We start from the raw sequence: 16759 nt of genomic DNA, 5'->3' as shown, positions 1-16759 counted from the left end.
GTTTCTGGTAGAGTTCTAGCACGCGATTTGAAGTCTGCAAGCCGATTTCGGCGAAACTGCAAATTTGCCGGCCGGGCGAAAATCGAAGGCGGCCGACTTAACCACGGCCTGCCTCGAGCCGCAAGATGTACGTACCGCATTTGCCCTTTCCACCACGTCATGCCTATACCATCTGCTTTCGATCCGAGCCCCCATCGGGCCTTGCGGCGGTAGACATCACGCCGTGCCGTGCTACTGTCTTTGGACCAGGAGGTTGGCGCATGACGCGGCGTCTGGCAGCGATCTTGGATGCGGATGTTGTCGGCTTCTCCCGGCTGATGGGCTTTGACGAAACCGGCACTTTCGCGACGCTGAAAGCGCACAACGGCGAAGTCATCGTCCCCAGCATTGGCAGGCATCATGGACGCGTCGTCAAATTTGTCGGCGACGGCACGCTGGCGGAATTTGCGAGCGTGGTCGATGCCGTCGGCTGCGCTATGGAAATTCAGAGAGCATTGCTTCAACGCAACGAGGCCATCGAGCCGGATCAACGCATGTTGTGGCGAATTGGCATCCACGTTGATGACGTACTGGTCGAGGACGAGGAGATCTTCGGCGATGGCGTGAACGTCGCCGCAAGCCTGCAGGCGCTGGCGCCGCCGGGCGGAATCTGCGTCTCTCAACAGGTCAACGACCAGATCCGGTCGAAGCTCGACTTCCGGGCAATCGATTTCGGCAACCGCAAGCTCAAGAACATCGAGCGGCCGATCCGCGTCTGGCGGTGGACGACGGAAAGCGAACAGCTTCCATCGCTTGCCGCGCCGAAGGAAGAGGCCGCCCGACCCGTGCGCAATCGCCCCTCGATCGCCGTGCTGCCCTTCAGCAACATGTCGAGCATCGAGGAACAGGAACATTTCTCGGACGGTTTCACGGACGAGCTGATCGCCACGCTGGCCCGCTGTCGCTGGTTGCTGGTCGCCGCCCGCAACTCCTCCTTCAGCTACAAGGGCCGGCAGCCCAATGCGCAGCAGGTGGCGGAGGACCTTGGCGTCAAATACGTGCTCGAAGGCAGCGTGCGCCGCGCGGCCGATCGCGTTCGTATCACCGCGCAATTGCTGAACGGTACGGATGGCACGCTGCTCTGGGCGGAACGCTACGACCGAACGTTGGCCGACATCTTCGAGGTTCAGGACCAGCTCGCTTCTGAGATCACCGGAACGATCGAACCGGAGTTGGGCTCCATCGAGTTCGCCGCCCTTCGTGGCCGCACGGTGTTCGACATGGATGCCTGGGAAATCTACCTGAAGGGACTCTGGCATCTGTACCGGTTCACGCTTGACGAACTGAAGACCGCCAAGGCGCTTTTCGAGCAGGCAATCGGCATTGATCCGACCTTCGCGCAGGCGCAGGCCCGCTTGGCCTACGTTCACATTCAGCTCGGCTGGTATGGCCCTCTCGACGAGCGAGCCGAGCGCATCTGCGAGGCGATCGACCTTGCCGAACGGGCGATCGGACTGGATCAGAAGGAACCCGCCGCGCACCTCGCCTTGGGCAGAGCGCTTGCGCTTGATGGGGCGACGGAGGCGGGAATAGCGCATCTGCGCAACGCCTTGCAGCTGGATCAGAGTTTTGCGCAGGCTCACTTCGCGCTCGGCCAGGTCCTCTGCTACGTCGAGCGCCCCGCGGAAGGCATCGCCGAGATCAAGGAAGCGTTCCGTCTCAGTCCTCGCGATCCGCATCTTTGGACCTTCCATAACATTCTCGCGATCGCGAACTATCAATTGGGCGACATGGCGGAAGCGGCCAAAGCAGCCCGCGCATCGCTCCGCTCACCGAATGCCACCTTCTGGCCGGCGATCGTTCTGGTTGCGACCCTCGGAAGGCAAGGCGAAATAAACGAGGCCCGAGAAGCAATTTCCAGGCTTCATCGTTTCCGGCCGGGAATGAGCTGTGCCGACGCCCGGCGGGAATTCTATTTCGGTGACAATCCCGTGATGACCGAAGCCTTCATCGACCGCTTCATCGCCGATCTCGCCAACGCCGGCCTGCCTGACTAGCAAGTGGCACGATCAAGGAAAGGCGCCCGTCCTGTCGAACGGGCGCCGCACTGAATTTTCCAGATCAGAACGGAGAGTCCGGGAAGTAGAAATCCTTGGCGTTATCCTTCGTCACCAGCGTCGCGTCGAGGACGAAGGTACCGCGCACCGGAACCTGGCCATAGAGGCCGGCAGCCGTCAGCTCCATTGCCGTGCCGACCATTGCCGGCGGATAGAGAACGTCGACCGGGATCATCTTATCGCCGTCCATGACCTTCTTGACCATGTCCTTGGAGCCAGCGCCGGCAACGACATACTTGATATCGGTACGCTTGGCCTGCTCGATCGCCTGCAGCACGCCGACAGCCATGTCGTCATCCTGGCACCAGACCACGTCGATCTTCGGATACTTCGTCAAGTAGTCCTGCATGACCTTGAAGGCATCGTCGCGGTTCCAGTTGCCGTACTGACGGTCAAGAACCTTGACCTTGGAGCCGGCAATGCCCTTGTCGAAGCCGTCCTGGCGCTGCTGATCGATCGGGATCGGCAGACCGCGGATGACGACGACTTCGGCGTCCGGCGTCTGGGCAGCGATGTACTTGCCGGCGACTTCGCCGAGCGCCGGGTTGTTGCCAGCAACGTAAAGGTCGCGGACGGTGTCATCGTTGGTCGATGGCGCACGGTCGACAAGAGCAACGTACTTGCCCTTGCCCTTGACTTCCTTGATGGCGTTGACGAGCGGATCCGGATCCGACGGCAGGATAACGAGTGCATCGATGCCCTGCGTGTCAAGATCTTGCACGGCGTTGGCCTGGCTGGCGGCATCCGGCGAGGTCTTGACGATGACATTCAGGCCCGGATGCTGTTCCATCAGCTTCTTGGCGATGCGTTCGGCATGAAACACGACGCCCGAGGTCCAACCATGGTCGGCGGCCGGAATGGAGACGCCGATGGTGAACTTCTTGTCCTGTGCGTATGCGGTACCCGCCAGCGTGACGGCCGCAACCGCAAGACCCAACATGAGTTTGCGCATTCTATTTCCTCCCAATAAACGTCAGGGACTTTTTCCTACCCGTCAACCGGACGCCCTGTGATCCCGGCCAATTCCTGGAGCCAGTCCGCCTACGATTTGCGGACCAGCGAGCGCTGCACCAGCATGGCGATAATGATGATCGCACCCTGGATCGCACCGATGAGATATTCGCTGATAAAGTTCGACAGCAGCATGATGTTGCCGACGAGCTCGAGAATGAAGGCGCCGCAGATCGTGCCCCAGACACGGCCGGCACCACCCTTCAGCGCCGTACCACCGACGACGACGGCGGTGATTGCCTGCAGCTCCCACAAGATACCGGTCGTTGCCGAGGTCGATCCAAGGCGCGGCACATAAAGCAGCACGGCGATGGCAACACAGAGCCCCTGGATGACGAAGGCGATCGTGCGCACGCGATTGACCGCAATACCGGAGTAGCGCGCCACATCGCTGTTGGAACCGACGGCGACGACATGGCGGCCGTAGCGTGTGCGGTAGAGGATGAAGGCTGCCACTGCAGTCACGACCAGGATCACGACAATCGGCACCGGCACGCCGAGAATGCTGCCAAAATAGGCCGGGCGATAGAGCGTCTGGATGTCGGGCGAACGCAGCGTGATCGCCCCGCCTTGGCTGAGCCACGTCGTCAGGCCGCGATAGATACCCATGGTGCCGAGCGTGGCGATGAACGGCTCGATCCTGCCGACCGTGGTGATCAGACCATTTGCAAGCCCGCAGAGCGCGCCAGCAACCAGCGTGAACAAGACCGCAGCGGCCAGCATCAACGTCGGATCGGCAATCACGCCGGAATTCATCAACAGGATCATCAGGCTGGCGACGAAGGCCACCATCGACCCGACAGAAAGATCAAGATCGCCCGCGGAGATCACGAAGGTGGCACCGACGGCAATGATGGCGATGAAGGCGCAGCGCGTCGCGACGTTCAAAAGGTTGGTGATGCCAATGAAGTTCGGATTGACCAGCGCGCCGACGATCAACAGCAGTATCAGGGCTGCAAAGGGCGCAACCGCCCGCAGATCGATATCCCGCCAGGGGCGACGCCTGATTTCCCTGGTCTCCTCGTGCACACTCATCTCCAAACTAACCTCCCGCCCCAATTTTGATGGGCATCATACCTGTGCGGCGCTGAGCGCAGCCGCCTCCCGCCAGCGTCAGGCGGCTTTCTTCTTCAATCCGGCTGCGTAGCGCATGATCTCCTGCTCGGAGATCTCGTCGCCCTCGAGCACGCCGACGATCCGCCCCTCACGCATCACGGCGACGCGTGTGCAGAGCCCGATCACCTCAGGCATCTCTGAGGAGACGACAATGATGGATCGACCGTCGCGCGCCAGCGCCGAGATGAAATGATAGATCTGCTGCTTGGTGCCGACATCGATGCCGCGCGTCGGCTCGTCGATGATGATGATCTCGGGCTCGGTCTCCATGACCTTGGCAAGCAGCAGCTTTTGCTGATTGCCACCGGACATACGGCCGGCAACGATATTGGTGTCGCGAACGCGAATATCGAAGCGCCGCCGCGCCTTGGCGAGCGCCGCCGCCTCGCTGCTCGGGCTGAGATAGCCGTGCCGCGAATGCTGGCCGAGCGACTGAAGCGTCAGATTGGTCATCATGCCCGAACGCAGGAGCAGGCCCTTCGACTTGCGATCCTTCGTCATGTAGGCAAGCCCGGCGCCGTTGACGGCATGCACATCGCCCGAAAGCACGGTTTCGCCGCGAATGACGACCTCGCCGGACGCGCGGGCGCGAAGCCCGGCGATCGCCTCCATCAGCTCCGTGCGGCCGGAGCCGATCATCCCGGAAAATCCGATGATCTCACCCTTCCGGACCTCGAAGCTGGCATTCTGCACGTAGCCCGTCGAAACGCCCTCGACCCGAAGGACGACTTCCTCGTCGACATTGGGCTCCACCTTGGTCGGATAGAGGCTTGAAAGCTCGCGCCCGACCATCAGCTGGGCGATGGATTCGCCGTCGAGCATCGAGGTGGGGGCCGTCTTGACCCATTGCCCGTCGCGCAGCACTGTCACCCGGTCGGTGAGCTCCATCACTTCATCGAGCTTGTGCGACACGAAGATGAAGCTCGTTCCCTTGTCGCGCAGCTTGCGCACCTGCCGAAACAGGAAATTCGTCTCTTCCCGCGAGAGCACGGCTGTCGGCTCGTCCATGATGACGACGCGGGCATCACGGCTGATTGCCTTGGCGATTTCCACCATTTGCTTGTCAGCGATCGACAGCGTGCCGACGATGGCATTCTCATCGACATGCGAACCGAGGAGATCGAGCGCCTTGCGGGTCTCGGCACGCATATACTTGCGATCGAGCACGCCGAAACGCGTGACTTCACGACCGAGGTAGAGGCTCTCGGTGACAGTGAGATGCTCGGCGAGATTGAATTCCTGATGGATGAGCACGATGCCGAGCGCTTCGGCCGCACCATTGGCCGGCAGTACGATCGGCTTGCCGTCGAGCAAGATGTCGCCCGAACTCGGCTGCTCGAACCCCGACATGACCTTGACCAGCGTCGATTTGCCGGCGCCGTTTTCGCCCATGAGAGCATGGATCTCACCGGCACGCAGATCGAAATTGACACTGAAGAGGACTTGCACGCCGCTGAACGACTTGCAGATGCGCCGCGCGGACAACACCACAGGCGCGGCGTCGACAGAATCCACACTCATTGACTGGCTTCCTCCCTGCGGCTCCCATCCGCTTGAAGCCATATGTAAACCTTTACACGATGCATGTAAAGGTTTACATCGTTGTTACGCACAGATCTGCCGGTCCCGGCGTTTGACCTCTCGGCAAGTCTGTGTAGTGTCGCGGCGAAGGCATCCCAAGGCAGGACGCAGTGTCGAATTCCACGCCCGCAACCATAGAAGACGTCGCTCGGATCGCCGAGGTTTCGATCGCGACGGTATCGCGGGCGATCCACACGCCGGAGAAAGTCGCCAACTCCACGCGCCTGAAAGTCAACCAGGCGATCGCCATCACCGGTTACACCACCAACTTCATGGCACGCAGCCTGCGGCTCGGCCGGTCGAACATGATTCTAGTGGTCGCCCCAGATATCGGCGACCCGAACTTCTCCAACATTCTCGTCGGCCTGGAGAACGAGGCCCGCGCTCATGGCTACGGCATTCTGATCGGCCATACGCAGAATGACGCGCAACGCGGCCTTGAATATCTGAAGTTCCTGAATTCGAACCAGGCCGCCGGGCTGATCCTCTTTACCGGCATCCTGCCCTTCGGCCACCAAACGATGACCGCCCGCCTGCCGCCGAGCGTCGGCGTCTTCGAGCCCGTTTTCAACGGCGGCATCCCCTATGTCGGCGTCGACGACGTGGAGGGCGCCAGAAAGGCGGTCGACCTGCTGCTGGCCGAGGGCCACCGCAAGATCGCCTTCATCGGCGATTCGCGCACGCGCCTTGCCTATAGCCGGCGGCGTCAGGGCTATGATGCGGGACTCGATGCGGCGGGCGTTGCACCCGATATGCGCATCGTGCTGGAAGGCGACGGGACACTGGAAAGCGGCCGCCATGCCGTCGAACAGCTGTTCATGCGCGACACGCTGCCGACTGCCTTCATGTGCGTGAACGACCAGACGGCGATCGGCGTGATGATCGGCCTTGGCGCTCGCGGCTACGATATCCCGAACGACTTCTCGGTGACCGGCTTTGACGATGTGCCACAGGCCGTCTTCATGTCGCCGCCGCTGACCACCATCCGCCAGCCGCGGACATTGATCGGCAAACAAGCCATGGCGCTCCTTTTGGAATTTCTCTCCGACGGCCAGCCGGCGGAGACCGAAATCCTGCTGCGGCCGGACCTTGTGGTGCGCAATTCCGTTGGAGCGCCTTCGCGTCGGTGGACGAAACGCTGACGCCAGCAGCTAAGCCTCCGGACGCTGGCACGGACGTCCCGCCGCACTGGCGGCGGGAACAGTGGCCTTCGTGCCGCAACTGGCTATCGGCTATTGCGACTTTTGAGGATCGTCCGCCGGGTTGACGTACTTAATGCTCCATGGGCCGTTGGTGTTGATTTGGACGACAGTCTCATCGTCGAAGTAAACGAAATGCGCCGTGCCCGGCGGCAAGGCAAAGAAACTGCCCGCAGGCAGTGCCTTCGTGGCGCTCCGATCGGCAGTTTTGCCCATGCCCAATTTGGCAGCCCCGGATATGACCGTGACCACTTCATAGCCTGGATGCGTGTGCGGTGGGATCGCATACCCCGACGGCACTTTGAGCCGAAGGGCAAACAAGCCTTTCTTGGTGGGATTGCCGAACAAGACCGCCGCTTGCGCTCCGGCAGGAAGCGTTTTGGGCGCCTCGATCCATTTGACATCAGCGGGAGCGAACATTGTGTGCGCATCCTCTGCCAAGGCAAAGGCAGCGGTCCCACAGAAGCCAATCCAACCGAGTGCGAATATCGATGCGATTTTCATGATATCCTCCCTCTTCCCGGGCCCTTCACCTCGGCCGCATGCTGGGGCAGGCTCGCGAAAGCTAAGGATACGTCCGCGGACCATCCCTAAGCAAGCATTCCTCGGTCATCCGATCGAATGTCGGCAAGTCATTTCACCCGCTTGAACACCCATTTCACGACGTATTCGCCGCTTCGCTTCATCTTCGTTTTCGTCTTGACCTGGACCGGCCCTCCCAGAGCCGCCTCGCCGGCTTCAAACGCCTGCCGCGCCTCGGCCATTGCCGTGTGATAGACGCTGTTGTCGCGCTTGGGGCTGTCTGCGACCGCCTGCACGAGGGCGGTCCAATCACGTTCACTGTCGCCCATGTATCAGCCCTCCCGTTTGCAGCAAGGTGGTCTACGCTCACCGCCGCTTGCCGCGCAAGCCACAATGATGGTTGGTGTTACCTCGCTGTGCCGAGGTGGGGTACTGGTCGATATCCTAACCAGACTGGTAGTCGTTGCGGTTCATGTCGATCGAGCCGAAGATACGCGGGACGCGCCATCCGGCAGCTTGCATCGCCGTCGTCGTGCTACTCGACAAGCCCGAACATAGGGCCGAACCCGCCATGCCAGGATTTGTCATTGCGCCCCATCTCCGGACTATAGAAGCCGACACCTCGACCACCATCGAGAAACAGCGCATCGCGGCACGCCAAATGGTCGCGAAACAACCGCGCGAAATCATGGAAATTCACCTCGTCTTCGCTGACCGCGAAGCGCACCGCGCCATCGCCGCAGACGCCGACTCCGCCGCGACGAGTCCGGTCCGTCGATCCGACGATAAAGATCGGGTTTAGTTTATTGTCGATGACAAGCATCGGACCGGACTGGGTGGCGAAACGGACCGCGGGACGGCGCTTCAGGAATTCCTGCGTAGGAAGTACTCCGGCGCCGGCGCCATCGAGAAAGAACACGCCATTCGGCCTTTTATAGAAATTCGGCACCGAACCAGCGGCGGATCCATCGCTACGCGCCCTGTTGGCAGGTCGCAATTCTCGGCCATCCTCGACATAAAGACCGATCGGCGAAAAGTCGGGCAGATACATGCCGGCATTGACCGCAAACGCCAAAGTCCGCCCCTTGCCGCGAACGGCCTCGGCAACGCTGGCGAAATAGCGGTACGGCTCCCCATCCGCGCTCTTCCAGAACAAGCGGAGATCGCCCTTTCCTTTCTCGATGGTGCAGACGATATACGCCTCCCCCTCGAAGGTGTCCTGCCCGCAGGGCTGGGCGGAAGCCACGTTCGTAGATGTCGCTACAGCAAGCATCGTGGCCGCGGCAAGCATGCCTTGTCTGAGATAGGCCATCGCTGCCATGTCCTTTCTGTCGGATCCCTTCGGCCGCCCGCAAATGCGCCCGAGCGCCAGCAGCGTATCTCGCCGCACGCTTCAAGGCCATCGCCGCGGGCCACCGCGATCAACGAAAAAGGCCAGAAAGCTTTCGCTCCCCGGCCTTCTCCCCCACAGTCAACCGCCGATCAGACGTAACGGTTGACGATGTTTTCGAGCAGTTCCTGTTTGCCGGACTTCGGCTGTGGGTTGATGTCCTTGGCTTCGACCCACTCGGCGATCTGCTCGAGCGAGTATTCGCCGCGGGCAAGCTTCTGGCCTTCGGCCGAATCCCAACCGGCATAGCGGGCGTCGAGCGGGCCGGAGAGTGCCTTGTCCTCGATCATCTTGGCGGCAGCCTTGAGACCGCGGGCGCAGGCATCCATGCCGCCGATATGGCCGATCAGCAGATCTTCCGGATCGAGCGACTGGCGGCGCAGCTTGGCGTCGAAGTTGGTGCCGCCGGTGGTGAAGCCGCCGCCCTGCAGGACGTAGTAGTAGGCGAGCGCCATCTCCGGAACGTTGTTCGGGAACTGGTCGGTATCCCAGCCCGACTGGTAGTCGTTGCGGTTCATGTCGATCGAGCCGAAAATACCGAGGGCGTTGGCGAGCGCCAGCTCATGCTCGAAGGAGTGGCCGGCGAGGATCGCATGGCCCTGCTCGATGTTGACCTTCACTTCGTTTTCGAGGCCGTGCTTCTTGAGGAAGCCGTAGACCGTCGCGACGTCGTAGTCGTACTGGTGCTTGGTCGGCTCCTGCGGCTTGGGCTCGATCAGGATCGTGCCCTTGTAGCCGATCTTGTGCTTGTACTCGACGACGAGGTTGAGGAAGCGGCCGAGATGGTCCAGTTCCTTCTTGAGGTCGGTGTTGAGCAGGGTCTCATAGCCTTCGCGGCCGCCCCAGAGAACGTAGTTGGCGCCGCCGAGCCTGGCCGTGGCGTCCATGCAGGTCTTCACCGTCGCGGCGGAGTAAGCGAAAACATCCGGATCGGGATTGGTCGCGGCACCCGACATGAAGCGGCGGTTCGAGAAGAGGTTCGCCGTGCCCCAGAGCAGCTTGACGCCGGTGGCGGCCTGTTTCTCGGCGAAGTAGTCGACGATCTCGTTCAGGTTTTTGGTGTTTTCTGCGAAGTTCTTGCCTTCCGGACGCACGTCCGCGTCATGGAAGCAGTAGAACGGCGCGTCGAGCAGCTGGAAGAGTTCGAACGCAACGTCGGCCTTCAGCTTGGCAGCCTTCATCGTGTCCTCGAACCACGGGCGCAGGAAGGTCTGGCCGCCGAAGGGGTCGCCGCCCTGCCAGGCGAAGGTGTGCCAATAGGCGACGGCGAAGCGCAGGTGGTCTTCCAGGCGCTTGCCGAGAACGACTTCGTCCTTGTTGTAGTGGCGGAAGGCGAGCGGATTGGTACTGTCCGGGCCCTCATACTTGATCTTCTGGATGTCGCCGAAAAATCCGGTGCTCATCTCGTGTCTCCTCAGGTTTCGATTTGTTGTTCTGGGTTCAATGCTGCAGCGATTTGATCGCCGGATAGAGCGCGCGATAGCGATTGTAGGCATCTTCATAAGCGCCGGAGAGCGCCGCGACGGGCTCGATCGTGCCCGCCGTCTTCGGCGGTGTGCAGACGGCAACCGGATTAGCGCCGGTCGCCGCGATCAGGCCGAGACGCGCCGCGCCGAATGCCGCGCCAAAATCGCCATCGGCAGGCAGATCGACCGGCACGCCGAGCGCCGTGGCGATCGAGGCCAGCCAGTAGCGCGAGCGCGAGCCGCCGCCGATGGCGGTAACGCGGGAAATATCCGTGCCCGCCGAGCGTAGCGCTTCCAGATTGTCGCGGATGGCGAAGGAAACGCCCTCAAGAACGGCCTGGGTCAGCACCACGCGGCTGCTCTCATGCTCGAGACCGATGAACGCGCCGCGGATGACGGCATCGTTGTGCGGCGTGCGCTCGCCGGAGAGATAGGGAAGGAAGGTGACGCCCGAAGGCGCCTTCAGCGTTTCACCGAGTTCAGTGGTCAGATCCGCCGCCGACTTGCCGGTGACGCTGGAGTGCCAGTTCAGCGCGTCCGTCGCAGAGAGAATGACCCCCATCTGATGCCAGGTGCCAGGCAGCGCATGGCAGAACGCATGCACGGCGCTTTCCGGCTTCGGCAGATAGGCGGCGTTGGCCGCAAAGAGAACGCCCGAGGTGCCAAGCGACACGAAGGCCGCGCCATCGCTGACCGTGCCCATACCGCAGGCCGAAGCCGCGTTGTCGCCCGCGCCGCCCGCAACGACGACGCCTCCCGAAATACCCCACTTGCCGGCCAGCTCGCCGCGAAGCTTGCCACCCTGCTCCGTGCCCTCGATCAGAAGAGGCATCTGCTTTTCATCAAGGCCGGTGGCCGCAAGAAGCTCCGATGACCATTTGCGTTTTCCGGTATCGAGCCAGGAGGTGCCGGCCGAATCGGACATCTCGGAGATGTGCTCGCCAGTCAACCAAAGACGCAGGTAGTCCTTCGGCAGTAGCACCTTGGCGACCTTCGCGAAAATGTCAGGCTCATGCTTGGCAACCCAGGCAAGCTTGGGCGCGGTGAAGCCGGGGAAAACAATATTGCCGGTCAGCTTGCGGAAACGCGGATCGGAATCCAGAGCAGCCGCTTCGACATAGGAACGCGTATCGTTCCAGAGAATGCAGGGGCGCAGCACCTTGTCGTCGGCGTCGAGCAGCGTCGCCCCGTGCATCTGGCCGGAGAGGCCGATGCCCATCACGGCGGCGAGCTCCTGCGGATGCTTTGCCTTCAGCGCGGCAACGGCCTCTTCCGTCGCGCGGATCCAGTACGATGGCTCCTGCTCCGACCAGCCGGAATGCGGGCGCGAGACGTCGAGCGAACCATTGGCCGAGCCGATGATCTTCTGATCGGCGTCGATCAGCATGGCTTTGACGCCGGAGGTTCCGAGATCGAGACCCAGATACATGTGTTTCTCCCTTTGCCGTTACGGCAGATTGTCTTTTAGAAATATGTCGAGACGAATGCGCTCCTGCGCCGCGATGACGGGGAGCCCGTCCGCCTTCGCCTTGAGGACGCGGATGGCGCTGCGCACCTCATGGCCCGCATCCTGGTTCAGAATTGCGTCGATCGTTCCGTCGAGGAGTGCGGCGCGGGTATGCGCCGTTAATTCATGGGCGATAACCGTCAGCGACCGATCGACCACCTTCTCCTTCAGTGCCCTAATCAGCCCGCGGTTGCCGGCGCCGAGGCTGTAGACGCCGATGATGCCGCTTTTCTTCGACAACGCATCTGCCACCAGCATATGGGCCATCTCCGGATCGTCGCGGCCTTCGATGACGGGCAGGATGGAGAGCGAAGGAAATTCCTCGGCCGTGACGGCGACGAAACCCTCGAGGCGTTCGCGATGGTCGCGCACCAGCATCGAGCCGGCAAGCACAGCGATCTCACCCTTGGCGCCGCCGAGGAACCGCCCGAGAAGCCGTGCGGCCGTGCGGCCCGCGGCAATATTGTCGACGCCGGCATAGTGATGGCGCTGCGAACCAGTGAGATCCGAGACCAGCGTCACGACGGGAATACCGTCCTTCACCAGTCGGTCGACGGCGTCGCGGACCTCAGGCGCATCGGTGGCGACAAGCGCGATCCCCGAGGGTCGCTGTTCGCTCAGCTCATCCAAAACCTTCACGAGTGCAGCGGGATCGAACGCCGGCACCTCGAGGGTGCGAATATCCGTTCGCTCCACGGACGAACGCGCGGCGGCCGCACGTACCTCGTTGTTCAGCCCGTGCATGAAGGAATTGTCGCTGGCCGGCAGGATGAAGACGAGCGGATAAGTGCGGCCTTTGGCGAGGTTGGCAGCAGCGACATCCCTGATGTAACCGATCTCGCGAATGGCGTTCTCGACCTTCTCGCGCGTCACGTGGCGCACGCCCGGACGTTGGTTCAAAACCCGGTCGACGGTCGCCAGGCTGACGCCTGCCGCAGCAGCGATATCGTGGACTGTTGGTCTCATCTTTCCTCCTGACGAGACCTTTAGCTCCAAATCTGATGTACGTAAATCAAAATTTGCAAACGTTTCCGTTCACGTCAAATCTTTGTACAAAAACAAAGGCCGGTCTGGTATGCCGGGCCGGCCTTGACGTTGATCTAAAAAGGGAATCAGTGGCCTCCGCCACCACCGCCGCCACCTTGGGGCGCAGGTTTGTCGAGCATCGCAACGCCGAGGATCATTGCCAGGAATAGCACTGTCAACAACAGGAAGATGTCGCTGAACGACAGTACCATCGCCTGCTTGGTCACGAGCCCGACCATCTGCTTGATCGCAACCACAGCGCCATCCATGCCATAGGTGTCGAATTTCGCCGTCATGTTTTTCAGCTGGTCGAGCGCCGCCGGGCTGCTCCAATCGAAATTCTCGCGCAGCCGCTCGTAGTGAACGTCCTGCCGGTTCGTCAGCACCGTGTTGATGACCGCCAGACCGACGGCGCCACCGAGGTTGCGCGTCAGGTTGAAGAGCCCGGATGCACCGCGCATACGGGCTGGCGGCATCGTGCCAAGCGCGATGTTGTTGATCGGCACCATGCACATCATCAGCCCGAAACCACGGAAGAGCTGGGGAATGAAGAGCTCGTAGAAGTCCCAGTCCTGGGTCAGATGCGTCATGATGTAGGTGCCGGCTGCGAAGCTCGCGAGGCCGATCACCATCATTAGCCGCAGGTCCATCTTCGTCGACAGCTTTCCGGCGATTGGCGCCGTGAAGAACATCGCAAGGCCGGACACGAACATGGTCTCGCCGATCATCAGCGAGTCGTAGCCGCGGATGCGCCCGAGATAGACGGGATAGATATAGGTCAAGCCGTAGAGACCGATGCCCATGACGAACGAGAACACGGAGCCGAAGGCGAAGTTCCGGTTCGAGAAGGCCCTAAGGTCGACCACCGGGAATTCCACGGTGAAGGCCCGATAGAAGAAGACGACGGCTGCAATTGCAGAGGCGATCGCGCCCATAAAGATGTAATTATCGTTGAACCAGTCGTTGGAGTTGCCTTCCTCCAGGACGTATTCAAGGGCGCCGAGGAAGACCCCCATCGACAGCAGCCCCCACCAATCGAACTTCTTGATCAGCGCGAATTCCGGCTTGTCGAAATCGATGAAATTCCAGGTAACGATCGTCACGATGATGCCGGGAACGATGTTGACCAGGAACAGCCAGTGCCAGGAGAAGGCGTGGCTGAGATAGCCGCCGACAGTCGGGCCGATCGTCGGGGCAAGCGTGGCGATCAGGCCGATGATCGGCGACACGATGCTGCGCTTGGAAGGCGGGAAGATCGTGAATGCGGCTGCAAAGACCGACGGAATCATACCGCCACCGATGAAGCCCTGGATGGCGCGATAGACGATCATCTGGTCAATATTCGTCGCCGTCGCGCAGAGCGCACTCGAAAGCGTGAAGCCGGCCGCCGAAATCGCGAAGAGGTATCGTGTCGAGATGATGCGCGCGAGCGTGCCGGAGAGCGGAATCATAATGACTTCGGCGATCAGATACGAGGTCTGCACCCAGCCTATCTCGTCCGAGCCGGCGCTGAGGCCCGCCTGAATCTCGGCCAGAGACGCCGATACGATCTGAATGTCGAGGATCGACATGAACATGCCGACCACCATCGCGAAGAAGGCGATGAGCTTGCGCGGGTCCATCTGCTCCGCGGCCGCCGGAGCGGCCGGGATTGTTCCAACTGTTGCACTCGCGGCCATGGGCCTACCTCGTCGGGATTTACTTGGCCGCATCCGGCGCTGTGCGCGTATCGACGTCGACGACAACGCTGAGGCCGGCGCGCAGACGGCCGCTATCGAGAGCGTCCTGCGGCAGCGAGATGCGAACCGGCACGCGCTGAATGATCTTCGTGAAGTTGCCCGTCGCGTTTTCCGGGGGCAGCAGCGAGAAGACGGAGCCGGATGCCGGCGAGATCGATTCGACCGTGCCGACGATCGGGTGATCGTCATAGGCATCCACGTGGACGTTGACCTTCGAGCCCGGAACCAGATGCTGGATCTGCGTTTCCTTGAAGTTCGCGTCGATAAAGAGTTCGCGGACAGGGACGAGCGCCATCAGGCGCTGGCCGGGCGACACAAGATCGCCTTCCTGGACCGAACGGTTGCCGACGACGCCGTCATATGGCGCCTTCAGCACCGTGAAGGAGAGGTCGCGGGCAGCTTTGTCGCGTGAAAGCTCGAGCTGGCGGATCGTGCCTTCCGCTTCGCGGCGCTGCGCCTGCAGCAGGGTGATATTTGCCTGCGCGGATGCGATCGCTGCATCGCCGCCGATGAGGTTCGCCTTGGCCTGGTCGAGCGCGATGTTGGCGGCATCGAGGTTAGCGGTGGTGCCGACCGACTTGGATTGCAGTTCGGCGGCACGGGTCTGAGTGATCTGCGCACCGCGAACAGTGGCTTCCAAAGCCGTCTTCTGGGCTTTGGCCTGATCGAGGCTTGCCTCTCCACCGGCGATCTGCGCATCGATGCGCTGCAGCGAGAGCTTTTCGGTATCGAGGGAAGCGACCGCCTGGTCGAGGGCGAGCTTGTAGTCGCCATCGTCGAGCGACGCCAGAACATCGCCCGCCTTGACCTTCTGGTTGGCAACGACATTCACCTTGGCGACATAGCCCGTAACCTTCGGCGAAATGGTCGCGATGTCGCCTTCGATGTAGGCATCGTCCGTCGAGACGAGGAAACGGCCCGTCGTCCACCAATCGTAGCCGTACCAGGCAGCGCCCGCCAGAAGCGCGAGGCCTATGATCGGCAATGCGAAGCCGCGCTTTTTCTTCTGCTCGGCCGGAGCCGCCTGCGTATCGGCGGGAGCTTGCGGCGCACGCGGTGCTTCGGCGGTGGGAACAACTGCTTCCTGAGCCCGGCCTTCGGCTTCAGCGGGTTCGCTGACGATGCGGGCAACAGTGGCTTTTGGGCTGGACGACATAGGGGCTACCGGTAATGGAGTGAAATTTAATCGAACTGAACGGTTCGGTTCAGTTGACATAGAACCTTTTTGCATTCATATCAAGATGTATCGAACCGCCCGGTTCGATTTTGTTAACGAAACGTTCGCGGATGCGAATATGGTTAAGGAGCGATGACAGAGCTTTCCGATACGCGCGCAGACGAGTCTCCCTCGACAGGCGGCCGATGGGCCGCGGGCGAAGACCCTGCCAAGCGCAAGCAAATTCTCGACGGCGCCCGCCGCGTTTTCATGAAGCTCGGCTTCGATGCCGCGAGCATGAACGATGTAACGCGCGAAGCCGGAGTTTCAAAGGGAACGCTTTATGTCTACTTCGCCAACAAGGAAGAGCTCTTCACGGCAATGATGGAGAGCGAGCGAGCGGCTTTCGTCGCCAGCGTGCGCAATACTCTCAAGCAATCCAGCGATCCAGACGTCGCCCTGCATGACTTTGGGATGACCTTTGTCAGCCACCTGACCGAGGACAAGGTCATCAACGCGATGCGCACCGTCATCGGCGTGCGCGACCGCATGCCGCACCTCTGTCAGCGCTTTTTCACCGGCCCGGAGAACATCCGGACGGTGTTGAAGGACTTCCTGACAAGCCAGGTCGAGGCTGGCCGTTTCGAGATCGACGACATCGAGCTTGCCGCCCGCCAGTTCCTGGAACTCTGCGGTGGAAGCTTCTTCAAGCTGCGCCTGTTCGGCGACATGGACGCCCCGCCTCCGCGCGAGGAGATGGATCGCGTGGTCAATGGCGCCATCCGCGTTTTCACTGCGGCCTACGGCGTCAAGAAGCAGTCCTGAACCCGAGCGCTGCGACGATCGTTCGGCCCTCATGCGCGGATGGGCATGTCGAAAATCTGCATCCCCATCAAGGAATAAAATTCGTCTGGCTTTCGTATATCCCCTTGCGCGCTTGCCAAGGTAGG

General features: G+C 61.4%; 14 protein-coding genes. 3 read left to right on the top strand and 11 right to left on the bottom strand.

Translation table 11 applies throughout. The features are described from left to right. The first annotated feature begins 260 nt into the window (after nt 1-260). Nucleotides 261-2036: a tetratricopeptide repeat protein gene (locus tag FHT71_RS27590; RefSeq protein ID WP_183722906.1), complete on the top strand. Its 1776-nt coding sequence runs from the start codon at nt 261-263 to the stop codon at nt 2034-2036. Nucleotides 2037-2100: 64 nt separating this feature from the next. Here FHT71_RS27590 and FHT71_RS27585 read toward each other — a convergent pair whose 3' ends face one another. From FHT71_RS27585 to FHT71_RS27575, 3 genes are all read right to left on the bottom strand, one after another. After that, complete coding sequence (locus FHT71_RS27585; protein ID WP_132589098.1) at nt 2101-3048, bottom strand: substrate-binding domain-containing protein; 948 nt, start codon at nt 3046-3048, stop codon at nt 2101-2103. 89 nt (nt 3049-3137) lie between these two features. Beyond that, nucleotides 3138-4142, bottom strand: coding sequence for an ABC transporter permease (locus FHT71_RS27580; protein ID WP_132589097.1), 1005 nt, complete (start codon nt 4140-4142; stop codon nt 3138-3140). A 78-nt stretch (nt 4143-4220) separates the two neighbouring features. Next, nucleotides 4221-5744 (bottom strand): sugar ABC transporter ATP-binding protein, encoded by a 1524-nt coding sequence (locus tag FHT71_RS27575; RefSeq protein ID WP_183722904.1) that lies wholly within the window; start codon nt 5742-5744, stop codon nt 4221-4223. A 170-nt stretch (nt 5745-5914) separates the two neighbouring features. On the opposite strand from FHT71_RS27575, the gene FHT71_RS27570 reads away from it, so the two are divergent. Continuing rightward, nucleotides 5915-6946, top strand: coding sequence for a LacI family DNA-binding transcriptional regulator (locus tag FHT71_RS27570; protein WP_007802715.1), 1032 nt, complete (start codon nt 5915-5917; stop codon nt 6944-6946). Nucleotides 6947-7036: 90 nt separating this feature from the next. Here FHT71_RS27570 and FHT71_RS27565 read toward each other — a convergent pair whose 3' ends face one another. The 8 genes from FHT71_RS27565 to FHT71_RS27530 all read right to left on the bottom strand — a co-directional run bounded on the left by FHT71_RS27565 (nt 7037) and on the right by FHT71_RS27530 (nt 15809). Continuing rightward, the gene (locus FHT71_RS27565; protein WP_132589095.1) at nt 7037-7507 is read right to left on the bottom strand and encodes a cupin domain-containing protein; all 471 of its coding nucleotides are present in this window, start codon (nt 7505-7507) and stop codon (nt 7037-7039) included. Nucleotides 7508-7635: 128 nt separating this feature from the next. After that, entirely contained in the window at nt 7636-7854 is a 219-nt protein-coding gene (locus tag FHT71_RS27560) for a hypothetical protein (protein ID WP_132589094.1), read from the bottom strand. A 206-nt stretch (nt 7855-8060) separates the two neighbouring features. Beyond that, complete coding sequence (locus FHT71_RS27555; RefSeq protein WP_007802723.1) at nt 8061-8837, bottom strand: phosphodiester glycosidase family protein; 777 nt, start codon at nt 8835-8837, stop codon at nt 8061-8063. A gap of 170 nt (nt 8838-9007) precedes the next feature. Continuing rightward, nucleotides 9008-10318, bottom strand: coding sequence for a xylose isomerase (gene xylA, locus FHT71_RS27550; protein ID WP_132589093.1), 1311 nt, complete (start codon nt 10316-10318; stop codon nt 9008-9010). 37 nt (nt 10319-10355) lie between these two features. Further along, the gene (gene xylB / locus FHT71_RS27545) at nt 10356-11810 is read right to left on the bottom strand and encodes a xylulokinase (RefSeq protein ID WP_132589092.1); all 1455 of its coding nucleotides are present in this window, start codon (nt 11808-11810) and stop codon (nt 10356-10358) included. A gap of 18 nt (nt 11811-11828) precedes the next feature. Continuing rightward, the gene (locus FHT71_RS27540; protein WP_132589091.1) at nt 11829-12854 is read right to left on the bottom strand and encodes a LacI family DNA-binding transcriptional regulator; all 1026 of its coding nucleotides are present in this window, start codon (nt 12852-12854) and stop codon (nt 11829-11831) included. A 146-nt stretch (nt 12855-13000) separates the two neighbouring features. Further along, nucleotides 13001-14593 (bottom strand): DHA2 family efflux MFS transporter permease subunit, encoded by a 1593-nt coding sequence (locus FHT71_RS27535; protein WP_007802731.1) that lies wholly within the window; start codon nt 14591-14593, stop codon nt 13001-13003. 19 nt (nt 14594-14612) lie between these two features. Then, nucleotides 14613-15809: an HlyD family secretion protein gene (locus tag FHT71_RS27530; protein WP_007802733.1), complete on the bottom strand. Its 1197-nt coding sequence runs from the start codon at nt 15807-15809 to the stop codon at nt 14613-14615. A gap of 153 nt (nt 15810-15962) precedes the next feature. Between FHT71_RS27530 and FHT71_RS27525 the strand changes: the two genes are divergently transcribed. Continuing rightward, nucleotides 15963-16634: a TetR/AcrR family transcriptional regulator gene (locus FHT71_RS27525; RefSeq protein ID WP_007802735.1), complete on the top strand. Its 672-nt coding sequence runs from the start codon at nt 15963-15965 to the stop codon at nt 16632-16634. The last annotated feature ends 125 nt before the right edge of the window (nt 16635-16759 follow it).

Origin of the sequence: Rhizobium sp. BK060, from assembly GCF_014193145.1 — a bacterium.
In the GTDB taxonomy this organism is placed as follows: domain Bacteria; phylum Pseudomonadota; class Alphaproteobacteria; order Rhizobiales; family Rhizobiaceae; genus Rhizobium.
The sequence above is the reverse complement of the archived record's forward strand: the minus strand, read 5'-3'. Positions and strand labels throughout refer to the sequence as shown.